General features: G+C 38.8%; 20 protein-coding genes and 2 tRNA genes. 17 read left to right on the top strand and 5 right to left on the bottom strand.

What is annotated here, in order from left to right; translation table 11 throughout:
- Window positions 1-6 precede the first annotated feature (6 nt).
- On the bottom strand, window positions 7-636 hold the full coding sequence (locus TEL01S_RS06785; RefSeq protein ID WP_012003356.1) for a nucleoside deaminase: 630 nt from the start codon (window positions 634-636) through the stop codon (window positions 7-9).
- Window positions 637-859: 223 nt separating this feature from the next.
- Here TEL01S_RS06785 and TEL01S_RS06790 point away from each other — a divergent pair, with 223 nt between their 5' ends.
- From TEL01S_RS06790 to TEL01S_RS06800, 3 genes are all read left to right on the top strand, one after another.
- Complete coding sequence (locus tag TEL01S_RS06790; RefSeq protein ID WP_232504350.1) at window positions 860-1,759, top strand: L-fucose/L-arabinose isomerase family protein; 900 nt, start codon at window positions 860-862, stop codon at window positions 1,757-1,759.
- 142 nt (window positions 1,760-1,901) lie between these two features.
- Window positions 1,902-2,267 carry an ArsR/SmtB family transcription factor gene (locus tag TEL01S_RS06795; protein WP_028843932.1) on the top strand — a complete coding sequence of 122 codons (366 nt, stop codon included), beginning with the start codon at window positions 1,902-1,904 and terminating at the stop codon, window positions 2,265-2,267.
- A complete protein-coding gene (locus tag TEL01S_RS06800) occupies window positions 2,264-4,303 on the top strand; it encodes a heavy metal translocating P-type ATPase (RefSeq protein WP_012003367.1) in 2,040 nt (679 codons plus the stop codon). The genes TEL01S_RS06795 and TEL01S_RS06800 overlap by 4 nt, the downstream gene beginning before the upstream one ends.
- Before the next feature lie 31 nt (window positions 4,304-4,334).
- On the opposite strand, the gene bgaS is transcribed toward TEL01S_RS06800, so the two are convergent.
- From bgaS to TEL01S_RS10845, 4 genes are read right to left on the bottom strand one after another with little or no spacing between them, the layout of a single operon-like run.
- Entirely contained in the window at window positions 4,335-5,807 is a 1,473-nt protein-coding gene (gene bgaS / locus TEL01S_RS06805) for a beta-galactosidase BgaS (RefSeq protein WP_028843931.1), read from the bottom strand.
- Window positions 5,808-5,820: 13 nt separating this feature from the next.
- Window positions 5,821-7,077, bottom strand: coding sequence for an MFS transporter (locus TEL01S_RS06810; RefSeq protein ID WP_038051840.1), 1,257 nt, complete (start codon window positions 7,075-7,077; stop codon window positions 5,821-5,823).
- Between the two features lie 45 nt (window positions 7,078-7,122).
- Window positions 7,123-7,935 (bottom strand): DMT family transporter, encoded by an 813-nt coding sequence (locus TEL01S_RS06815; protein ID WP_228369055.1) that lies wholly within the window; start codon window positions 7,933-7,935, stop codon window positions 7,123-7,125.
- Window positions 7,936-7,950: 15 nt separating this feature from the next.
- Window positions 7,951-9,930: an HD domain-containing phosphohydrolase gene (locus TEL01S_RS10845; RefSeq protein WP_070104241.1), complete on the bottom strand. Its 1,980-nt coding sequence runs from the start codon at window positions 9,928-9,930 to the stop codon at window positions 7,951-7,953.
- A gap of 105 nt (window positions 9,931-10,035) precedes the next feature.
- Between TEL01S_RS10845 and TEL01S_RS06825 the strand changes: the two genes are divergently transcribed.
- The 14 genes from TEL01S_RS06825 (at window position 10,036) to TEL01S_RS06890 (ending at window position 21,825) form a co-directional block, all read left to right on the top strand.
- Complete coding sequence (locus TEL01S_RS06825) at window positions 10,036-11,064, top strand: ABC transporter substrate-binding protein (protein WP_012003372.1); 1,029 nt, start codon at window positions 10,036-10,038, stop codon at window positions 11,062-11,064.
- Window positions 11,064-11,882, top strand: a complete 819-nt coding sequence (locus TEL01S_RS06830; protein WP_169728191.1) for an ABC transporter permease — start codon at window positions 11,064-11,066, stop codon at window positions 11,880-11,882. Before TEL01S_RS06825 ends, TEL01S_RS06830 begins: the two co-directional genes overlap by 1 nt.
- On the top strand, window positions 11,879-12,658 hold the full coding sequence (locus TEL01S_RS06835; protein WP_012003374.1) for an ABC transporter permease: 780 nt from the start codon (window positions 11,879-11,881) through the stop codon (window positions 12,656-12,658). The genes TEL01S_RS06830 and TEL01S_RS06835 overlap by 4 nt, the downstream gene beginning before the upstream one ends.
- 9 nt (window positions 12,659-12,667) lie before the next feature.
- Entirely contained in the window at window positions 12,668-13,738 is a 1,071-nt protein-coding gene (locus TEL01S_RS06840; RefSeq protein WP_012003375.1) for an ABC transporter ATP-binding protein, read from the top strand.
- Complete coding sequence (locus tag TEL01S_RS06845; RefSeq protein ID WP_012003376.1) at window positions 13,735-14,484, top strand: nucleoside phosphorylase; 750 nt, start codon at window positions 13,735-13,737, stop codon at window positions 14,482-14,484. Before TEL01S_RS06840 ends, TEL01S_RS06845 begins: the two co-directional genes overlap by 4 nt.
- Window positions 14,465-16,123: an adenine deaminase C-terminal domain-containing protein gene (locus TEL01S_RS06850; protein ID WP_012003377.1), complete on the top strand. Its 1,659-nt coding sequence runs from the start codon at window positions 14,465-14,467 to the stop codon at window positions 16,121-16,123. Before TEL01S_RS06845 ends, TEL01S_RS06850 begins: the two co-directional genes overlap by 20 nt.
- Window positions 16,124-16,154: 31 nt before the next feature.
- Window positions 16,155-16,583 carry a 4Fe-4S binding protein gene (locus tag TEL01S_RS06855; protein WP_012003378.1) on the top strand — a complete coding sequence of 143 codons (429 nt, stop codon included), beginning with the start codon at window positions 16,155-16,157 and terminating at the stop codon, window positions 16,581-16,583.
- Window positions 16,567-18,342, top strand: a complete 1,776-nt coding sequence (locus TEL01S_RS06860; RefSeq protein ID WP_012003379.1) for an aldehyde ferredoxin oxidoreductase N-terminal domain-containing protein — start codon at window positions 16,567-16,569, stop codon at window positions 18,340-18,342. Before TEL01S_RS06855 ends, TEL01S_RS06860 begins: the two co-directional genes overlap by 17 nt.
- A 252-nt stretch (window positions 18,343-18,594) precedes the next feature.
- Window positions 18,595-18,669: transfer RNA gene (locus TEL01S_RS06865), tRNA-Arg, on the top strand.
- Window positions 18,670-18,676: 7 nt separating this feature from the next.
- Window positions 18,677-18,752: transfer RNA gene (locus tag TEL01S_RS06870), tRNA-Lys, on the top strand.
- 83 nt (window positions 18,753-18,835) lie between these two features.
- Window positions 18,836-19,387 carry a translation initiation factor IF-3 gene (infC, locus tag TEL01S_RS06875; RefSeq protein WP_012003380.1) on the top strand — a complete coding sequence of 184 codons (552 nt, stop codon included), beginning with the start codon at window positions 18,836-18,838 and terminating at the stop codon, window positions 19,385-19,387.
- A gap of 15 nt (window positions 19,388-19,402) precedes the next feature.
- Complete coding sequence (rpmI, locus tag TEL01S_RS06880) at window positions 19,403-19,606, top strand: 50S ribosomal protein L35 (RefSeq protein ID WP_012003381.1); 204 nt, start codon at window positions 19,403-19,405, stop codon at window positions 19,604-19,606.
- Between the two features lie 16 nt (window positions 19,607-19,622).
- Window positions 19,623-19,994 (top strand): 50S ribosomal protein L20, encoded by a 372-nt coding sequence (rplT, locus tag TEL01S_RS06885; RefSeq protein WP_012003382.1) that lies wholly within the window; start codon window positions 19,623-19,625, stop codon window positions 19,992-19,994.
- A gap of 79 nt (window positions 19,995-20,073) precedes the next feature.
- The gene (locus TEL01S_RS06890; RefSeq protein WP_028843928.1) at window positions 20,074-21,825 is read left to right on the top strand and encodes an NADH-dependent [FeFe] hydrogenase, group A6; all 1,752 of its coding nucleotides are present in this window, start codon (window positions 20,074-20,076) and stop codon (window positions 21,823-21,825) included.
- Window positions 21,826-21,837 lie beyond the last annotated feature (12 nt).

The following is a 21,837-nucleotide window of genomic DNA, read 5'->3' on the forward strand; positions in this document are numbered from 1 at the left end:
AAACATCTACTTATTCAGATCACAGATAAATTTTTCAACGACGCTGATGAATTGAGAGGCATTCATCGTACCTGCAAGGAGTTTCCCATAAATTTCATTTTTTCTGAGTTGTTCAGCTATTTTATATTCCTCTGAATACATCGAAAGGTAAGTTTGCCAGAGGCCCCCTCTATTTATGTAGTCTTTATCACGCATGAAACCAAATAACACGGCCTGCATTTTCTCAAGCTTTTTATTCTGAACAATGTTGATTTTCTTTTTTCCATAATATTCCGTAACACCGTATAAATTCAATCCGCCTCCCACCCCATCTTTCATACCGTAAACCACATTTCTTATACCAGACATGTAAATTGCTCCAAAACACATAACACATGGTTCCATGGAAGTATAAATAACATAATCAGAAATTTCCATATTGTCTGGGATTCTCTTCATTGAAACGAGAGCATTTAGTTCAGCATGTGCAATACTGTTTCCAAAAACAGGGTATCCAGAAAAATTGCTCTCATGAATCGCGTTCCTTCCTTTTGATATTATATTTCCCGAACCATTCACAATAACACAACCTATCGGAAGAGACCCCATTTTAAGCGCATCAATGCAAAGTTGTACTATTTCATTAATGTAATTCACGCAAAAACCTCCTTCTGCAACAACCATATTTTAACAAACGTATCATGAACATCTACAATGGTCTATATCATCACATCCAGCATGCACGTCTCATCTAATCGCTCATACAGCAAAAGGTAAGGGAATATCGTTCGCAGAAAACAAAAAATGGCATCACACAGAACAAATACAATCAGAATCTTTTAAAAATGACCTTGAATGGTTTGCAGGTGTCTGCCGTGTTGTGAAAGCTTTGAAAAAAGTTAGAATAGGCGCTATTGGTGCAAGACCAGGTGCTTTCAACACCGTGAGATTTTCTGAAAAGCTTCTTGAACAAATGAATATAAGTGTTGAAACAATTGATCTCTCAGAAGTCATATTTAAAGTGGACGAAATTTCTGATGATAATGACAGAGTGATTGAAAAAATCAAGACAATGAAAAATATCTACCACACTCAAATTGTTCCAGATAGCGCTTTGGTCAGTATAGCAAAGCTTTCGGTGATTATAGAAGAGTGGATTTCAGAAAACGATCTGGATGCCACAGCAATTCAATGTTGGACTATTCTCGAGAAGAAACTCCATATCACACCGTGCGCAGTAATGAGTATGATGAGCGAAAAATTAAAACCCAGTGCCTGTGAGGTCGATGTAATGGGTGCACTTTCAATGTATATTTTGCAGAGCGCGTCAGGTAAACCTTCAGCTTTAGTTGACTGGAATAACAATTATTTAGAAAATGAGGTTATGCTCTTCCACTGCGGAAATTTTCCGCCATCTCTGTATGAATCTGTAGAAATACGTTATGCAGATGTCATAGGAACTACTGTTGGAAACCAAAACGCATACGGAGCCTGTGCTGGAAAGATAAAAAGTGGTCCTTTTACATTTCTCAGATTATCAACTGAAGACATAAATGGTTCTGTAAAAGGTTATGTTGGTGAGGGTGAAATATTATCACAAAATCCAAAAACTTTTGGCTCAAGAGGTATTGCAAAGATATCTAATTTAGACGGGCTCATGAACTATATATGCCTTGAAGGATTCGAACACCACGTGGCAATTAACTTGTCCCGAATAGCAAAATCAATCAAAGAAGCTCTTGAAAGATACATGGACATAAAGATCTATTTGCACAAATAGATACAATTCTAAAAAAGACAGAAACTGGATATCTTTTTCCTTTTTATTACAGTTTAGTTCAAACAAAATTTTCTGTAGACAGCAGAGGGTTGTTTGTATTAAAATAACAGTTGAACAGTTGTTCAACTATCGGAGTGATGATATGAGGAAAAACAAAAATACATGTTCTATAGAGAAAATTCACAACAAAACCGTTAAGAGTGTTTTAGAAAAACTGGAAGATGAAGAAACAGTCTATAACATGGCTACGCTCTTCTCCACCTTCTCAGATTCAACTCGTCTGAAAATTCTACTGTGCCTTTCAAGGGCAAAATTATGCAGTTGTGACATTTCAGCAGCGGTGAATATATCCAAATCAGCAACTTCTCATCAAATGAGAATTTTGAAGATGACAAAACTCGTAAAAGCAGAAAGAAAGGGTAAGCAAATATTCTATTCGCTTTCCGATGAGCATGTCAGTATACTTCTTCAAGCTGCACTTGAACATGTAAAGGAGGGAAAAAAGTGAAAAAGCGCTATGAAATAAAAAATCTTCACTGCCCTGATTGTGCAGCAAAAATTGAAAACGCACTAAAAAATTCGGAGGGAGTTAAGAAAGCAACCCTGAATTTTTCTCTTGGAACTCTTGATATTGAATGTGAGGAATTTGTTGATGTGAAAAAAATAATAAAATCTGTTGAGGAAAACGTGGAAATATCCGATGAAAAGAATCACAACAAGCACAAACAACTTACATTTATAATACTTTCTTCAGCCCTACTTGTGCTCTCTCTAATAACCGGAATATGGTATTTTGCAATTGTTTCTTATTTGATAAGTGGTGCAGATGTCATAAAAAAATCTATTTCAAATATTAGAAAAAGGTCGTTCCTTGATGAAAACTTTCTGATGAGTGTGGCAACAATAGGCGCTATTTTGCTGAAAGAATTTCCTGAAGCCGCCGCGGTTATGGTTTTTTATAAAACAGGTGAGTATTTCCAGGACCTGGCAGTAGATAAATCGAGAAAATCTATAAAATCTCTGATTGAATCTACACCGAAACACGCCTGGTTGGTAAGTGGCTCACAGCTACTTGAAACAGATCCTCAAAAACTTGAGCCCGGGCAAATTGTTCTGGTAAAACCCGGGGAAAAAGTGCCTGCCGATGGAATAGTTGTTGAGGGAGATGCTTACATAGATAGTTCACCAATTACAGGTGAATTTATTCCAAGACATGTTGCTATTTCGGATAGCGTTCTTGCAGGAACTATAGTGAGGGAAAGTTCTTTGAAAATTAAAGTTACAAAGAAATACTCTGATTCATCTATGGCAAATATATTGAAATTAGTTGAAAGTGCTTCAGAAAGAAAAGCAAAGACAGAAAGATTCATTACAACTTTTGCGCGATATTACACGCCTGCGGTAGTAATAACAGCTGCGCTGATATCTTTCCTGATCCCTGTAATACTGAATGAATCTTTCAACCAATGGATTTACCGTGGATTAATACTCCTTGTAATATCGTGCCCATGCGCTCTTGTACTTGCAATCCCATTAACATATTTTGCCGGTATTGGAAAATCTTCAAAACGAGGAATTTTGATAAAGGGAGCAAGTTATCTTGATACTCTGGCCAATATCAAAAACATTGTGTTTGATAAAACAGGAACTCTGACGCATGGTAGCTTTGAAATAACGAATATTAACAGTGTAAACGGTTTTTCGAAAGATGATCTGTTGATGTACTCTGCTCATGCTGAGGCTAATTCAAATCACCCCATAGCTCGGTCTATACTGAAACATTTCAAAAAGATAGATCATTCTCTTATAAAAAATTTTCATGAGCTGAATGGATTTGGCGTAACCTGCTCGATAAATGGGAAACTCGTCCATGTAGGAAACGACAAACTTCTTCACAGAGAAAATATTCCCCATCCAGAAACTGTTTGCAAACTTGACGAGAAATCAACTGTCCATGTTTCAGTAAATAGACTGTATGCAGGGAACATTTTGCTTGCGGACAAACTAAAAGAAAGTTCCAGAAAAACAGTTGATTTACTCAAAAGCAAAGGATTATCAGTTTACATGTTAACAGGGGACAATGAAAGCGCCGCAAGAGAGATTGCAGAAAGACTTTCAAACATAGATTATTACTCTGAATTGCTCCCCGAAAACAAAATAGATATTCTTGAGAAAAAGATATTAAAAAGCGGAAAAACAGCGTTTGTTGGAGATGGTATAAATGATACTCCAGCACTTGCTCGAGCAGATGTTGGAATAGCAATGAACGGTTTTGGCAACGATGCTGTTGTTGAGATAGCAGATGTGGTTATCATGGGAGCTGAACCAATTAAGATTGTGGAATCTATAAATATAGCCAGAATGACCAAGAAAATAGTACTTGAAAATATCTTTTTTGCGATCACAATAAAACTGCTATTTATGTTTTTTGCTATAACAGGTAAAGCAACCATGTGGCAGGGAGTTTTTGCAGATACCGGCGTGGCACTTTTATGCGTGCTTAACTCGCTAAGAGTACTTTTCTCGAGAAAAACAGAAATTTGATTAATGTGCGGCCCCAATGGGGCCGCATCGCTCATCCCAATCTCCATATATCGTATGGCGAGTTCAAATAGTGCAGAAAAATTTTCGATGTATGAGATTTAGCAATTTCCCTGAAAATATACATTGATGGTCTTGGAATGAACTTCTTAGTATTGTAATCGGTTTCAGCAAGTCCAAATCGCATATGATAACCTCGCGCCCACTCATAGTTATCCACTATCGACCAGTGAAGATATCCAGCAACATCCACTCCTTCTTCAATTGCCTTTTCTGTTGCATAAAGATGTCCCACCAGATAATAAGGTCTGAGACAATCTCTGAAATCTGCTATACCATTTTCACTCACAATTATCGGTAATTTATAGTGTTCATACATCTGCTTGAGAACCTTGAGCAAACCTTCTGGATATATTTCCCATCCAAAATCACTCACTGGTCTCATGTCTCTTGAATAACCGCCAGCTTGGCAGTTGTATCCAAACCCTTCAACTATCGTCCAGTCAAGAGAAACCGGGCCAAAATTTATGGATTCTGTTCTTTTTATTACAGTTCTGGTGTAATAATTCACACCAAGAAAATCAAGCTTATTTTTCATATCTTCTCTTTGCTGAAAGAAAATCTTTCCAGAATGAATCATATCCAGAAAAGAATAATTCATTAATTGTGTGGCATTTTCTTCAATTTCTCTATCATTGTCGATAGATTCATACACAGACGCCGAATAGATTATTCCAACGGGTTTTTTACTGATTGCTTTAATGGCGTCGTAAGCCCTCGCATGAGCTTCTGCCTGGTTCAAAAGGCTGTTCATGTACATTTGTGGATCAAAATAGGATGGTGGAAAACCAAATCTACTCATTATATATCCCATCTGGCTTACAACATTCGGCTCATTCATTGTACTGTACATATCTACCAGATCATCGAATTTCCAGGCTATATAAGCAGCAAACTTGGCAAATTCGATCACCGTTTTTTTGTTAACCCAGCCTGTTCTTTCCGTTGATTTCCCCCTATGCACTGCCACAGGGTCATGTATCCATAGTGGAAGCGTGAAATGAGATAAATTGAGGATTACTTTCAAGCCACGATCTTTCATGTCTTTCAAAATAGATCTGTAATGATCCACGGCATTTTTATCCGCCAGTTCGTCAAGTTCTTTAAGTGCCTCATGAGTTACCCCAATTTCAGTTATCTGTTCATCACCTTTTACCTGGACAGATATGCTGAATGTCTCTTTTGGGAAAATTCTCGACCATTCTATGTTTATTCGAAGTGCGTTCATACCAAAATCAACTGCAAGCTGATGTAGATTTGCGTAGTTGCGCCAGTAACCAACGCCATACTCTGGTAAATGTCCACTCACTGCTCCTGTGATAATATTTTCAGGTTCTCTAACCCAGACAAACCAGTCAGTGTTAAGGTCAACATCTTCTTTCTCGCATCCCATTTCAACCTGAAAGCCAGCCATTGAAGCCCCAAAAAGAAATTTCTCTGGAAACATAAGATCTCCCCCTTTACAGTTTTGATTTTCCAAGTGCGATCATTTTATTTTCAAGAGATTGAACATCTTTTGAAAAATAGATGGACAGGATCATCAAAAAAACTGTGCAACCGAACCAAAAATACGCTGAGATTTTCATAGCGATGCCAAGAGAACCAAAAACTATTGACAAAGCTCCTCCAATCCACCTACCCACTCCTGTACCAAGTGAATCTGTAAGATTAAAAATTGAAAAAATTCTTCCTCTATCCTGAGGCTCGTTTACATTGATCAGCATGAATTTCACATTCGGTCCAGTAATACTATCTGTCATGGCCGCAAACAATCCAAGAGTCCCAAGTACAAATAAACCACCTGGCCCTGTTGCGTGATAATCAATTGTAATAATTGTTAGCAATACTCCTGCTGCAGTACTGATGCCGCAAAAAACAGGTAGTATGGATCTGGACCGTTTATATAACTTTGTGCCTATCCACCCACCGACAACCGTCCCAAGAATATTTCCTAAACCGAAAACGAGAAAGACGATCGTTGCAATCTCGACAGATAAACCTCTTTCTCTTCTGAAATACTCAACTAAGAAATACGGGATTGCTCCCCATGGCACAGTACCGAGAATTCCTTGAAGAAATAAAAAGAGGTTTGTCTTTATAGTGACCAACTTTGCATAATCTCGAAATTTTGGAATTTTCGGATAAGTGTAACCAGCCCTCACGAGTTCACCAATACCCTTCTCAAATGCACCACGCTTCGGTTCTTTTAGAACAAAAAAAGCGGCTATGGTGAGAAAAACATTTGGTAGAGAAACAATGACAAATGGAATCCTCCATCCAAAACTTGGACCAACAAAGCCCCCAATAACCATACCGAGAATATTTCCAATTGATATAGCCGACGTCAAGAAAGCAACTATTTTTCCTCTGCTCACTTCATCAAACATATCTGCGACAAGTGAATAAACGATAGGAAAACTTGCACCAACCCCTATGCCGGTTAGCGCTCTCCAGAGAAAAAGCTGGGAAAAAGAACCAGAAAAAGCCGTCATCAAGCACGGTATTTCTCCAACAAGTACAGAGTAAAGCAATAAGTTCTTCCTGTTAAATTTGTCTGCCAGATATCCCCACACCAAACTTATAAGAGCTCCTATTACTGTGAATATAGCCCCAACCAGTCCTATCTGAGCGTCACTAACACCAAATTCTTCTTCAATCATCCCTATAGTTGGAGACATTACCATTTGATCTGCGTTCAACAGAATAAGCAAAACCATCAAGAAAAAAACTACCCAGAAAGACTTCAAATTAACACCTCCCCCTTATTTTATAAACAGAGCAACAATTATAATCGCAGTTCCAACAAATTTGAATATTCCCACAGGCTCAGACAGAATTAAAAAAGCAAAGAAGCTCGCCACAGCTGGCTTCAGATAGAATACCAAACTGGCTCTGCTTGGTCCAAGCTTTTCCACAGCTTTGAAAAAGGTAACATAAGCAAGCCCGGTAACAAAAATGGCCGAATAAAGCAATATTATCCAGCCATTAAGTGCCACTTCCGGGATATCGAGCTTACCTGCGAGCAATAAAATCGCCCCATAGACTATCCCGGCAAACAATGTGGAAAATGCTGTAGCGTTCATTGATCCGTACTTCAAGGTAAAATCTTTCATCAAAACCGTATAAAGAGCAAAAGTAATAGCCGCACCGACACCGCAAATTAAACCAAAAGTACTATCTCCTTCAACTTTGCCATAGGATAAAACAAATATACCTATCAAACCAACAACAACACCAACAAATTTTTTAAAATTGAGTTTTTCCTTTCCCAAGGCAAATGCAAAAATACTTACAAACAGAGGATTAGTCGCCACCAAAGTAGCTGCAGTCGATGCATTAGAAAACTTAATCGACAATTGCAGCAGAGACATCGAAACAACACCATTCAGGCAACCTATCAGTGCAAGCACCCCGGCATCTTTAAGTGAGATCTTCTTCTTTGCAAAAATTACGAGAAAAATACCTCCGACAAGAAATCTGAAGAATGTCAAAAAAAATGGATCTACCTGCTGCATTAGGGGTTTTGTGAGCACTTCCATAGAAGACCACATTAAAAGCGAGAACAGCAGATACACATATACCAAGCCAATTCACTCCTTTGAATTTTTATCAATCTCCTGCTCCATAATCTTCAAAAACACATTAACAACAACTGGATCAAACTGGGTTCCAGAGTTCATCTTTATCTCTTTGATAGCATCCTCTTTAGATAAACGTGGCCTGTAAGGCCTGTCACTTGTCATGGCGTCAAATGCGTCAACAACAGATATTATTTTTGATTCAACAGGTATCTGCTCACCTCTTAAGCCATCTGGATAACCACTGCCATCGTATCTCTCGTGGTGGTGACGTACTATTTTTGCTATATCGCTTAAACCGGCTTTTTCAAGTAACTCCGCGGCAACTACGGGATGTTTTTTCACAAGCTCATATTCGTGGGGAGATAACTTTGACGGCTTACGCAGAATTTCCCTTGGTATTGCCAATTTTCCGATATCATGAATCAAACTTGCCCAATAAACTTTTGCTATTCTCTCACCCTCAAGATTCAGATATTCGGCTATCTTTACAGCGTATTTTTGTGCCCGAGAAGAATGTTCCACTGTATACGGTTCGTGATAGCTCAAAGCCGAAAGAAGAACATCTATTACCCTCTGATGCATTCTTTGCTGCTCATTTTCGTAATTTCTTATTGTGATGAAAGCTTTCAGGGCACTTGCAGCTGCTTCTACAAGCTTGAGAAATTCCTCAGAAAGTTTCCGCTCAGAATGATTGAAAAGCAACAGAAGTAACTTTTCATTAGCTGTCAAGCAAAGAGTTTCTGAAACTTTTCCCAATTCGGGAAATTCAAATTCTTTCGGAATCCCATCAAATCTACCATCATTTGCGCTGAAAAAATCTACATTCAAAATGTGTTTTGTTCCAGTGGATGTTTGTAAATAGCATGTATTTTCGCTAACAACCGCCGTTGAGCAATCTGGTAAAATGGAATTCAAAATTTCCAGTATATCTTGATAAAATTGCTCATTCTCGGTATCTGTAACGAGCCGATTAAACAAATTCATAGATCGTGCAAAACGCCGGATAGAGATTTCAAGATCTTCTAAGGTTTTTTCAAGTTCCTCATTTATAGCTCTGATTTCCTGATCCTGTGCCCGTATTTCCTCGTTGGCAGATGTGAGCTCTTCATTTTTTTTATCCAGATCACTCACAATTTTCTCAAGTTGCTGAGTACGCCTTTGAACAATTTTTCTCAGAGAAATTATCCAGAGTGCAAGTAAAGCCACCCCGAAAATTGATAGAATCAAAATTGTGCTTAACCATCGAGGTATTACTTTTTCTTCAACGTAGGTTCCGAGATACCGTGAAATTAGAGTATTATATCGAGATGAATCAGATTTCAATGAAGATAGATAATTGTCAATCTGCTCGGTAAGAACGTGATTTTGTTGAGCCCCTTTTGGAAAAGCAAAACGCAACTCGACAGGGGAAAAAACAACTCCGCTTATTTTTAGAGAATATCGCTTAGCATTTTTTGCAGCGAATATTCTGCTCACAATCGCAATGTCTGCTAAACCATCTTTTACAGCTTTCAGAGCTTCTTCGTAATCCTCGACAACGAAAAATCTCAACTGAAAATTAAAGTCACCAGCCTGTCTCTCTAAATAATCTGCATAGACATCTTTTTCAACTACTGCAATAATTTTATTATCCAAATCTAAAAAACTATCAATTTGCTTTTTTGAGCAGGCAACACCCCAGTTCAATATAACAGACTCTCTGTTGTAATCGATAATTTTTGCTCTTTCCTCAGTAAACGCCACAGCAGTCATAAGGTCTATTTTTCCTGCTTGTAAATTATCCAAGAGTTGTGAAAATTCTCCATAAACATATTCAACTTGCCAGTTATTTGCATTTGCAATTTCCTGAATTATCTCAGAATACAAACCAGAAACTTTTCCATCCATGAAATCAATTAATGGTGGATTATGATAAACGCCTATTTTTAAGCTTACAGAAAAGATCGTACACGTACAAAATATAAGTAAAACGATTACTCGAAATTTCATCCGATGCACCTCAACAACAAAGTTTAACACAATTACAATCAGGCACAGTTGTTAAGTTAGAATCTATATTGTATAATTTTAAAAACCAGTGTGGGAGGGATGTTCATGAAAAAGCTTTTTTTGATGGTATTCATCTTAACTGTGATTTGCAGCAATATCTTTTCAGCGGGAAAACTTAATGTTTCAACATGGGGTTTCAACCTCGATTTACTTGACAAAAACATTTCAAAACCGTTTTTCGAGAAATACGGTGTAGAAATAGTGCGCGAAATTGGCAACAACTCAGTTAGATTAACGAAACTGATCTCCCAGAAAAATAACCCAGTAATAGATGTGGTTCATTTTGTTGATTACTACGCCGCTCTTGCCTTAAAAAATGGTCTCCTTCAGCCAATCGACATTAGCAAATTAAGCAACTACAACGACCTGTATGAATTTGCCAAAGATCCGTTAGGAAACCATTATGGTATTGGCTATACTGTTTACAGCCTTGGAATCGTCTATAGAACTGACAAAATAAAAAGACCTGTTACTTCTTGGAAAGATTTCTGGTCAGAAGATGTTGCAGACCACATAAGCCTTCCAAACATTACAACGACACAGGGTCCGGCACTCATGATGCATTTCAATAAAATCTTTGGACAGGATGCATACGATCCCGAACTCAACGCCGCTTTTGAAAAAGTTGTACAGCTATCAAAAAATGTTGTTACTTTTTACAATACGTCGTCAGAGCTGATCAATCTGTTCAAAATGGGCGAAGTCTGGATGGCACCTGTTACGAGATTCTCATGGGGCCAATTTCTTGAAACAGGTTTACCGTTAGCATGGGTTATACCAGAAGAAGGCATGCTTGGATTTCTCAATGTCGTCTGCATAATAAATGGTGCAAAGAACATGGAAAGTTCTTATAAATATATAGATTTCATTATAAGCCAAGAAGTTCAACAGGCTGAAGCTATGGATTTAGTGGACTCCCCTGTAAATGTGAAAGTATCTGTACCACCAGAAATAGCAGAAAAATTAACCTATGGAAAAGAACACATAAATTCACTTGTATTTTATGATGCGAATTTTATCGTTGAGAATTACGATAGATGGATTGATAAATGGAACAGGATGATAGCTCAGTAATGAGAAAGTATTTTCTCATCCTGCCAGCCATACTTTTTCTGATAATTTTTTTCGTTTTACCATTAACATTTGTAATAACACAGAGCATTTATCAGCCTGATAAAGGATGGAGTGTTGACAGCTATTCAAAGTTTTTCACACAAAAAGTATCTCGAAATGCTTATACAAGGAGCCTTACTATAGGATTGCTCGTGACTGCTGTCTCACTCCTTACTGGCTATCCAGCAGCCATGGCGATATCAAACATTAAAAATGATTCACTCAAAGGCTTGCTAATGACATTAATTGTATTTCCCCTCATGACAAATTCTGTTGCCAGAACCTTTTCATGGCTCGCTGTACTTGGAAGAGAAGGCCTGGTGAATAATCTATTGGCAGCACTTGGAATACTTGACAATCCTGTGAGGCTCTTGTACACACCCGGTGCAGTTTTTTTCGGTCTGTTACAACTTTTCCTTCCGCTGATGATAATATCTCTTGTAAGCGCACTTGAAAACCTTCCAAAAGAAGTACCCCTTGCAGCAAAAAGCCTTGGCGCAAACGGCTATAATTTGTTTTTTAGAATCTATCTTCCTCTAACTTCTGAAGGAATTGTTAGTGGATGTACATTGGTATTCACAGGTTGTATAACAGCTTATGTCACCCCTGCTGTACTTGGTGGAAGTCGCGTTTTGATGTTAAGCACTCTTTTATACCAAAAGGCATCAGTTACACTTGACTGGAATATGGCAACAGTTATAGCAGTGATTATGTTTCTAACCACCCTCTTAATAAATTACATTTCTCGAAAACTCAGCAATCTGGGAGTGAGCAAATGAAGATTAACAGATGGATTCTTCTTGCTCTAATCGTCGTTTTAGTCATCTTGCTTGGGCCGTTTCTGGTAATTTTTCTGGCATCTTTCGAACCAACTTCATCGCTCAGATTTCCTCCAACAGGCTTTACTCTGTCCTGGTTCAAAAAAGTGATTAATATGCCTATGTTTCAGAAAAGCTTTCTCCTCAGTTTGAGGTTGGCTCTACTATCTTCAGCCGTTTCGTTACTACTTGGTGTGCCAGTTGCTTATGTGACAGCAAGATATGACTTCAGGGCAAAACGTTTTCTGGAATTCATTACAACCCTGCCTGTCATAATACCCGGCTTAGTAGCCGGGCTTGCATTACTCAGATTTTTTGTGCTGTTAAATGTTTTTTCAATTGAAACAACCCTTTTGATAGGGCATACTGCAATAGTTTTACCGTATGTAGTAAGATCAACTTTGTCAAGTCTTGTAAATCTTCCTGGATCTATAGAAGAGGCAGCAAGAAGCCTTGGGGCCAACCATCTCAAAACCTTCTTTCTTATCGTCTTACCCAACATAAGAACAGGTATTATTTCAGCTTTCATAATGACTTTCATAACATCTTTTAACAATGTTCCTGTATCACTTTTCCTAACAGGACCGGGTGTTAATACACTGCCTGTCGTTATGATGACTTATATGGAATATTACTATAATCCAAGCATAGCCGCACTTTCAACCATTCTCATAGGTGCAACACTGTTAATTGTTCTTCTCGCACAAAAACTTTTTGGGATATCAAAAATGATGTGAGGGATGAAAATGGCATTCTTACAGTTGCAGAACATCTCAGTCGCATATCAGAAAAACCTTATGATTTTGGAAGACCTCAACCTTCAGATTGAGAAAGGCACATTTCTATCATTACTCGGACCGTCTGGATGTGGAAAGACAACTACTTTAAGGACTATAGCCGGTTTCCTGACACCAATAAAAGGGAAGATCCTTCTTAGAGGAAATGATTACACACAGATTCCCCCACACAGAAGAAACATGGGAGTGGTTTTTCAAAATTATGCTTTATTTCCACATATGAATGTTTTTCAAAACGTTGCATTTGGATTGAAAATGCGAAAATTGAACAAAAATGAGATAGATCAAAAAGTCAGAAAAGCAATAGCTCTGGTTGGTCTTTCGGGGTTTGAAGAAAGATCGGTTACACAGCTTTCCGGAGGGCAACAACAGAGAGTTGCAATAGCGAGAGCCGTGGTTATAGAGCCGGATGTACTCCTGATGGACGAACCTCTTTCAAACCTGGATGCAAATCTCAGATTAGAAATGAGAAATGAAATAAAGCAACTGCAAGAGAAACTGGGTATCACCACCGTATATGTTACACATGACCAATCAGAGGCGGTAGCTTTGTCAGATCAAATAGTAGTGATGAAAAACGGAAAAATCGAACAAATAGGAAACCCGGAAAATGTTTTCGCCAATCCTGAAACAGCATTTGTTGCGAAATTCATGGGTTTTCAGGAATTGATAAAAGGTGTTGTAAAACAAATAATCGAAAATTTCGCATTTATAATCACTGAAAACAGAATCATCAGAGCTCGTATGATCACACCTTTGAAATTAGGAGAAAAAGTTGTTCTGTTTTCCAGACCCAAAAAAATAAAACTGGTGAAAGATGATGGCGAAAACAGGTTTAGTGCAACTGTGATATCTAAAATTTTTCAGGGTGATAGTGTTGCAATTATTTTGAAAATAGGTGAAAAAAGATTTGTAGTCGAAATTGAGCCATCACAGGCTGAGCAATTTTTTGAAAACCAAAATGTCTTCTTGCATATACTCTCAGAAGATTTAATTGCATTGAAGGAGGAAGATGAATGAGTCTGCAAAAACACATAAGATGTAAACCGGGCGATGTGGGGGAGTATGTTCTTATACCCGGGGACGAATCGCGGGCTGCTAAAATAGCCGAAAGATTAGAAGATGTTAGAAAAATATCTGAAAATCGTGCCTATCATGTCTACACTGGTAAATTAAGAGGAGTAAAAGTAAGCGTCTGCTCAACAGGCATAGGTGGTCCATCTGCCTCCATAGCTATTGAGGAATTGATAAAAATTGGGGCAAAAACTCTCATAAGAGTTGGCTCTGCAGGCTCAAGACAGTCTTACATGCCCATAGGTTCTCTGGTAATTGCTACTGCCGCTTACAGAGGAGAAGGAACATCTCATGCTTACGCACCTTCAGCTTTCCCTGCTGTAGCTGATTTGCAGGTCACTTCTTCTCTCATTAAAGCAGCGGAGTCGTTGGGTTATAAATATTACAGTGGTATTGTTTACACGAGAGACGCCTATTATGTGCAGGATGAAGGCTTAAACAAATTTTTAACCGATAGCGGGATCGTTGCTGCAGAGCAAGAATGCTCAATAGCTTTTATTCTTGGTACAATCAAACATGTTCGGGTAGGTGCAATTCTGGCAACCGATTCTAATATATGGTTGAATCCCCAGCCGCCACTTGAGGAAAAAGAAAAACTTTTCTCTAAAGCAGAAAAAAAGGCAATAGATGTTGCATTAAAAGCAATAGATATACTGATTGAGGAGGATAAACTTGCAAAGAAAAATCTTTAAAAATGCCCTGATAGTTGATGTTATAAGACAGGTAATTTTTAAAGGATGGTTCTCTGTTAACCAGGGTAGATTTGAATTTGTTGAAGAAGGGGAAGTAACAACAAATGAACCTTGCCAGCTAATTGATTTGAAAGAAAAGTATGTTGTACCCGGCTTCATAGATGCTCATATGCATGTTGAAAGCAGTTTGGTAACATGCAGTAGTTTTGCAAAGGCTGCTCTCAAACATGGAACAGCAGCTGTTCTCCACGATCCCCATGAGATAGCCAATGTTTTTGGTGCTGACGGTGTGAAATTTATGATTCAGGATGGAAATAATCAACCATTGCGGTTTTACTGCGCCATTCCAAGTTGTGTCCCTGTGACAAGAAAAAAACTCGAAACAGCAAATTCGTCAATTGATCCTGTTGATGTAGAAGAACTGTCAAAATTAGATCGGGTAATTGCCTTGGGAGAAGTTATGGATTATCTTGGCGTTATCGAGGAAAACGAAAAACTGATGAAAATCATAGAAGTTGCCAGAAAAAATAAATTGTTAATAGAAGGACACAGCCCAACTTTGAGGGGGGAAAAACTATCAAAATATATAGCCGCAGGCATCGGCTCTGATCACACTCTGACGAATCCAGATAAAATCAACGAACAACTCTCGAAAGGTATGCATGTTATGATACAGGAAAAATCCCTGAGTGAAGAAAACATCAAATCGATCATGAATTTTCCAGATAGATCACGTATTCTACTGGTCACAGATGACGTTATTCCAACAAGACTTGTGAAAGGGCATCTCAACAAAATTGTCTCCCTCGCGATCAAAAACGGCTGGAAACCGTTAGATGCAATAGCATCTGCAACAATAAGACCAGCCACATATATGAAAATAAGCGATATGGGCTCCATATCTCCCGGGAAAATCGCAACATTTTTTACAACAAAAGATATTACAGAGCTTTCAGTGGAAAATTTTTATTGCGAAGGAACCGAGCTCTCCGAGCTCGTTTTCAAACCAGCCCAATTTTCGAATTTACCAGAAACTATAAAGATTAAAAACATTACCACAGATGCTTTTAAACTGACAAATGTAAAAGACGGGAAAAGAAAGTTAAATGTAGTAACTATGAATCAATTCAACACTCTGACCGGCTTGATTAACGAAACAGTTTCTGTTAGAGATGGTATAGCTGATGGTGATTATGTCAATGTGTGTGTTTTCAGAAGGAGAGAGGAATCTCTAAAAGGTCACGTCGGATTGCTGAAAGGTTTTGGGTTAACCAAAGGAGCCATTGTTTCCAGTTTTGCGCATGATTCTCACAACATAGTAGCTGTGGGAAAATCAATTGACCACTTGAAAAAAGCCACAGAAGAATTACTTGATATGAAAGGTGGCATGGTGTTTTTTGATGGAGAAAACCTGTTAAAACTTCCACTCGAAATCGGCGGGGTCATAACCTCAAATGAAGTTGAAAAAGTGGCTGGCAAACTTGATGACATTGAAAAATCCCTCAGAAAAAACGGTGTTAAGCACAAGAATCCCATTCTTTTTCTGACAATCCTTGCTCTGACAGTCAGCCCAGAATTTAAATTTTCAGACCTTGGAATAGTTGATACAGAAAATTCCCTGCTAATGGGCAATCAATGATATACTCTTCCTGATATCTGGAGGGAGTCACGTGGGTAAAAAACTTGTTGTCAAAGATAGAGAACGATGTATAGGGTGTTATTCATGTATGTATGCATGTAGCAGGGCATGGCATAACATAATTGGCATAGAAAAATCTGCTATGAGGGTGAAAAATTACCCGGGTGTTGAAGGTGCTTTTTCAGTTCGAATATGCCAGGCATGCCTCGAGCCAGAATGTGCTGAAATTTGCCCGACCGGAGCGCTGAAGCTATCAAAAAAAGGATATGGCGTTGAATTAGACCGAAAAAAATGTACTCACTGTATGAGATGTGTTAAAGCTTGCAGTGCGGGTGCTCTTCAGTGGGATGATGAAACCCAGATGCCGTTACCCTGTTATCACTGTGGGGTATGTGTTATGTATTGCCCGACAAACGTTTTAGATATGCAAGAGGTGGTAACAAATGTACAAAATGCTTGAGATAGACCTCTGCACAGGTAAGGCTAAAGTGAAAGATATATCTGATCTGTTTGCAAAATTCATAGGCGGAACGGGCGTGTTAACTTATCTTGCCCTTTCTGAATTCGACGAAAAACTCGACCCACTTTCTCCGTCAGCCCCGATTTTTCTGGGGATAGGTCCTTTCAACAACTGGTTCCCAAGTGCTTCAAAGACTGTTGCTTTATTCAAATCGCCACTTACTGGAGATTTAGGAGAGTCCCACGCCGGTGGAAGACTTTCCATGGCAATGTATGCATCAGGATTCCATGTCTTGAAAATAACGGGCAAATCTGAAAAACCCGCATATTTATCAGTAGACAACGAACGTGTTGAGATAGTTAGTTGTAAATCACTCTGGGGTAGGAGCGCCCTTTCAACAGAAAGAATTCTTCGCGAAAAAGAAGATACAAGAAAAGGCAAAAAAAGCATAATTCGAATAGGACCTGCTGGAGAAAGATTATCACCCATAGCCTGTGTTACAGTAGACAGTTCAAGGCACTTTGGTAGACTTGGACTTGGAGCAGTGATGGGGTCTAAAAATCTCAAGGCTATCGTTATATCCGGAAATAGATATTTTCATATTGAAGATAAAAAAGAATATCAATCTCTTTACAATGAACTTTTCAAGACACTCGCTTATTCTGAAACAACTTACAAATATAGAGACCTTGGCACAGCTGCAAATGTCATTCCTTTGTCAGAGATCCACGGGTTGCCAACACGAAACTTTTCGCAGGGCTTTTTTGAAAGTGCTGGAGAAATAAGTGGTCAGAACTTTGCCGATAATTTTTTAGTACAGCAGATATCCTGTACACATTGTCCAATTGGATGTATCCACGTTGCAACATTGAGAGAACTCTTCGCAGATCCACATATGTACAAAACTATAAAAGTGTCATACGACCATGAACTTATTTATTCAATAGGATCCAATCTAAGCATATCAAAAGCGGAGGACATCTTAAAACTTCTTCAGTTCATAGAAAAACAGGGCTGGGATGCGATAAGTATAGGCGTCACTCTGGCATGGGCGACTGAAGCTTTTCAAAAAGGGATAATCAACCTTGCACATACCAATGGGATTGTTCTAAGCTTTGGCGACAGCAATACATATCTGAAAGTTCTGCAGAACATATCTGATGAATCAAATGAATTTTACAAAGATCTTGAAAAAGGAGTATATTATTGCGCCAAAAAATATGGGGGAGAAGATTTTGCTATTCATTTTAATAAAAACGAAGCTCCTGGTTATATGACAGGCATAAATGCTTTTGTCGGATACTCAGTTGGTGTAAGACATTCTCATTTAGATTGCGCCGGATACAGTATAGATCAAAAATTTTTAGGAAGGCAAAACGACCCTTCGAAAGAAACAAAACTCATGTACGAAGAATCCCTTATCAGGAACCTTACTAATTGCCTTGTAACATGCCTCTTCGCTCGAGGGACGTACAACATGCCTGTTATAGAAAAAGGCTTAAAAATTCTTGGATACGATGTAGATGCTAATAAATTGATAAAAATTTCGAAAATTGTACATGGTATGAAATACCTTTTGAAAGAAAAAATGGGCTTTAGATTTTCAGACCTGAAAATTCCCACAAAATTGACCAGTGTTTATACAAGCAGAGGGTTGATAAATGAAAAAGATTTTCTAGAAAGAGTGAAATTTTACGCAGAATTTATAGAACAGGACAAAATCATGGCCAAGCAGTTTCTATCTCATACAATTGATTGAATTCAAGATTTACAATTCAGATGCTATAAGGTAACCATTAAGTTAAAACCGCAAAAAAGAATATTTTTTCAAGAAAACATTCGCCTGTTTTGTTTGAAACTCTCAGAAAGTTCGAGATATCCTCCATTTGTGAATTTTTCACAATCGTATATTATATTATGGAAAAAATACCCGGGTAGAACGCATGCGTATGTTGGGGAAAGTCTAATCTGTTGACAGCTATTTTGTAAAATGATAAAATGAAAAAGCGGTGCCCCTGTAGTTCAAAGGATAGAACGGCGGATTCCTAATCCGCAAATGGAGGTTCGATTCCTCCCAGGGGCACCAGGGAAATGGGCCGTTAGCTCAGCTGGTAGAGCACCTGACTCTTAATCAGGGGGTCGCAGGTTCGAATCCTGCACGGCCCACCAGAGCAAGAGGAAGCCTTGCTTCCCACCCCGAGACAGAGTCGAAGGGGTTTAAAAAAAATCAGGCCGTAATGGGAGGCGGGCGTTTGCCCGCATATTTTTTTAATAAGGAGGTAGAGATCATAGATAAAGAACAGGTATTGTTGAAGAATGAACAGATCAGATTTTCAAAAGTTCGAGTAATTGATTCTGATGGAAAACAACTTGGCATAATGTCTTCCAGAGAGGCTCTGGAGATTGCAAGAAGAAAGGGACTAGATCTGGTTCTTGTTTCCCCAAATGGTGATCCACCCGTCGTGAAAATCATGGATTTCGGCAAGTATATGTACCAGATTTCCAAAAGACAGAAAGAAGCAAGAAAAAAGCAGAAACAGCAGGAAATCAAGCAGATGAAATTCAGGCTGAAAATCGACGAGCACGATTACCAAACAAAACTAAAGCACATAAGAAGATTTCTTGGAAACGGTGATAAGGTAAAGGTTACAATCATGTTCAGGGGAAGGGAAATTACCTTTACAGAAAAGGGTAAGCAGATTCTCGAGAGAATAGCAAATGATGTCAGCGATATTGCTGCTGTTGAAACAGATGCCAAACTTGAAGGTCGGGACATGTGGATGCAACTCAAACCAAAGAATTGAGGGAGGTCAAAAAACATGGCAAAGTGTAAGATGAAAGTCAGCAAAACAGCATCAAAAAGGTTTAAGATCACAAAAAGCGGCAAAGTCATGTTTAACCATGCTCGCACGAGACATACCACGGGTAAGAGAAGACGTTCAGCCCTGAGAGTGCTCAGAAAGAAAGATGCTCTGGCAAAAGGTGACGAAAAGAGAGTAAAAAGGCTTCTTGGCGTAAAGTGAGAGGAGGAAGCAAACCATGCGAATCAAAAGATCAGTGCATGCGAGAAAGAAAAGAAGAGAGAAATTTTTAAAATCTGCAAAAGGTTACAGGGGTGCTATAAAAAGAAGATACAGACTGGCTAAACAACATTATTACAGAGCAAAATGGTATGCGTACGCCGGTAGAAAGCTGAAGAAACGTGATTTCAGGAGTTTGTGGATTACAAGAATTAATATAGCAGCAAGACAGAATGGTTTAAAATACAGCCAGTTGATGCATGGACTGAAACTTGCAAATATTTCGGTCAATAGAAAAATGCTCGCCGAACTTGCGATAAATGACCCACCGGCGTTTAGTGAATATGTCAAAATTGCAAAAGAACAACTTCAAAAAGAGGCTGTTAAATAAAAAGGCATCCGCTGGATGCCTTTTTGTGTTATACTTTATGTGAATACTTTAACAAGACTGTTCGCGAGGAGGGTTCACAGTGGCAAGCGTGTTAGTAGAGATCAACGGAAAGCAACACCAGGTTCCATCAGGTGCAACAATTCTGGAAGCTTGTAACCTCGCAGGTGTTTATATTCCAACACTTTGTAATCATCCAAGACTTGAACCGACTGGCGCATGCAGGGTTTGCGTCATAGAGGTTGAAGGGGCGAGAAACCTTCAACCGGCCTGTGCTACAAAAGTTCAAGATGGTATGAAAATTAAAACAAAGACAGACAGAGTGGAAAAGGCTGTGAAGTTCAATCTGGCTCTTCTTCTCTCAAGACATCCAAAAGACTGCATGACATGTGAAGTAAATGGTCGCTGTGAGTTTCAGGACCTCATTTATCGCTATGATATTCAGGATCTTTTTCCAAGCGAAGAAAAAACAAGTACCGTCTATGATGACAGTTCCCCATCAATAATAAGAGATCTTGAAAAATGTGTTGTCTGTGGTAGATGCGTAAGAGCTTGTTCTGAACTTCAGGGAATGGATATTTACTCAATGGTAGATAGAGGTTTTGAGACGCTTCCTCAAACTGCTTTTGAGATGCCCGTTTATGAAACAGATTGTATTGCATGTGGACAGTGTTCGGCTTTCTGCCCGGTTGGGGCAATTACAGAAAACAGCAATGTGAGAAAAGTACTTGAAGAATTGGAAAGGCACGATAAAGTTCTTGTTGTTCAAACAGCTCCAGCTACAAGAGTCGCACTTGGTGAAGAGTTCGGACTTGAACCGGGAAGTATCTCAACAGGAAAGATGGTTGCAGCTTTGAGAAAACTTGGATTTGACTATGTTTTTGATACAAATTTTGCAGCGGACCTAACAATAATGGAGGAAGGGTCAGAGTTTCTTGAAAGGCTTAAAAATGGGGGACCGTTCCCAATGTTCACCACTTGCTGCCCTGCGTGGGTGAATATGGCAGAAAAGCTCTATCCCCAATTTCTTAAAAATCTATCCTCTGCCAAATCACCACACCAGATGCTTGGTCCACTTGTGAAAACATATTTTGCAAAGAAAAAAGGTATTGATCCAGAAAATATTCTGGTAGTTTCCATTATGCCGTGCACGGCGAAAAAAGATGATATCATCAGACCACAACACATGGTGAATGGTATGCCTGGCGTCGATATAGTCCTGACAACAAGAGAACTTGGAAAGTTAATCAAAATGAAGAAAATACCTTATGCCTCTTTGCCAGACGAAGAATATGATAGTCCGCTTGGAGAATCTACTGGAGCTGCTGCGATTTTCGGTGTAACTGGTGGTGTTATGGAAGCCGCTCTGAGAACGGCCTATGAGCTGGGATTGGGCAAACCTCTTCCAAAAGTTGAATTCACAAATGTTAGAGGTTTTGATGGCATAAAAGAAGCCACTATAGATTTCGATGGCAAGCAATTAAAAGTTGCTGTTGCCCACGGTGGTGCGAATGTTCGCAAGTTGCTCGATAAAATTACTTCCGGAGAAGTGTACTACGATTTTGTTGAAATAATGGCTTGCCCAGCTGGCTGTATAGGTGGTGGAGGACAGCCTAAGAGCCTTGATAAAAATGTTTTGACAAGAAGAATGGAAGGTATCTACACCATTGACGAAAGAAGCACGATAAGAAAATCTCACGAAAATCCTTCTATAAAGAAACTTTACGAAGAATTTCTGGAACATCCACTCAGCCATGTGTCTCACGAACTGCTGCATACGACATACGTAGACAGATCGAAAAAATCCAAAATACACGAGAAAGCCATGGCTTGAATTATTTTATAT

Source organism: Pseudothermotoga elfii DSM 9442 = NBRC 107921 (assembly GCF_000504085.1).
GTDB classification, from domain to species: Bacteria; Thermotogota; Thermotogae; order Thermotogales; family DSM-5069; genus Pseudothermotoga_B; species Pseudothermotoga_B elfii.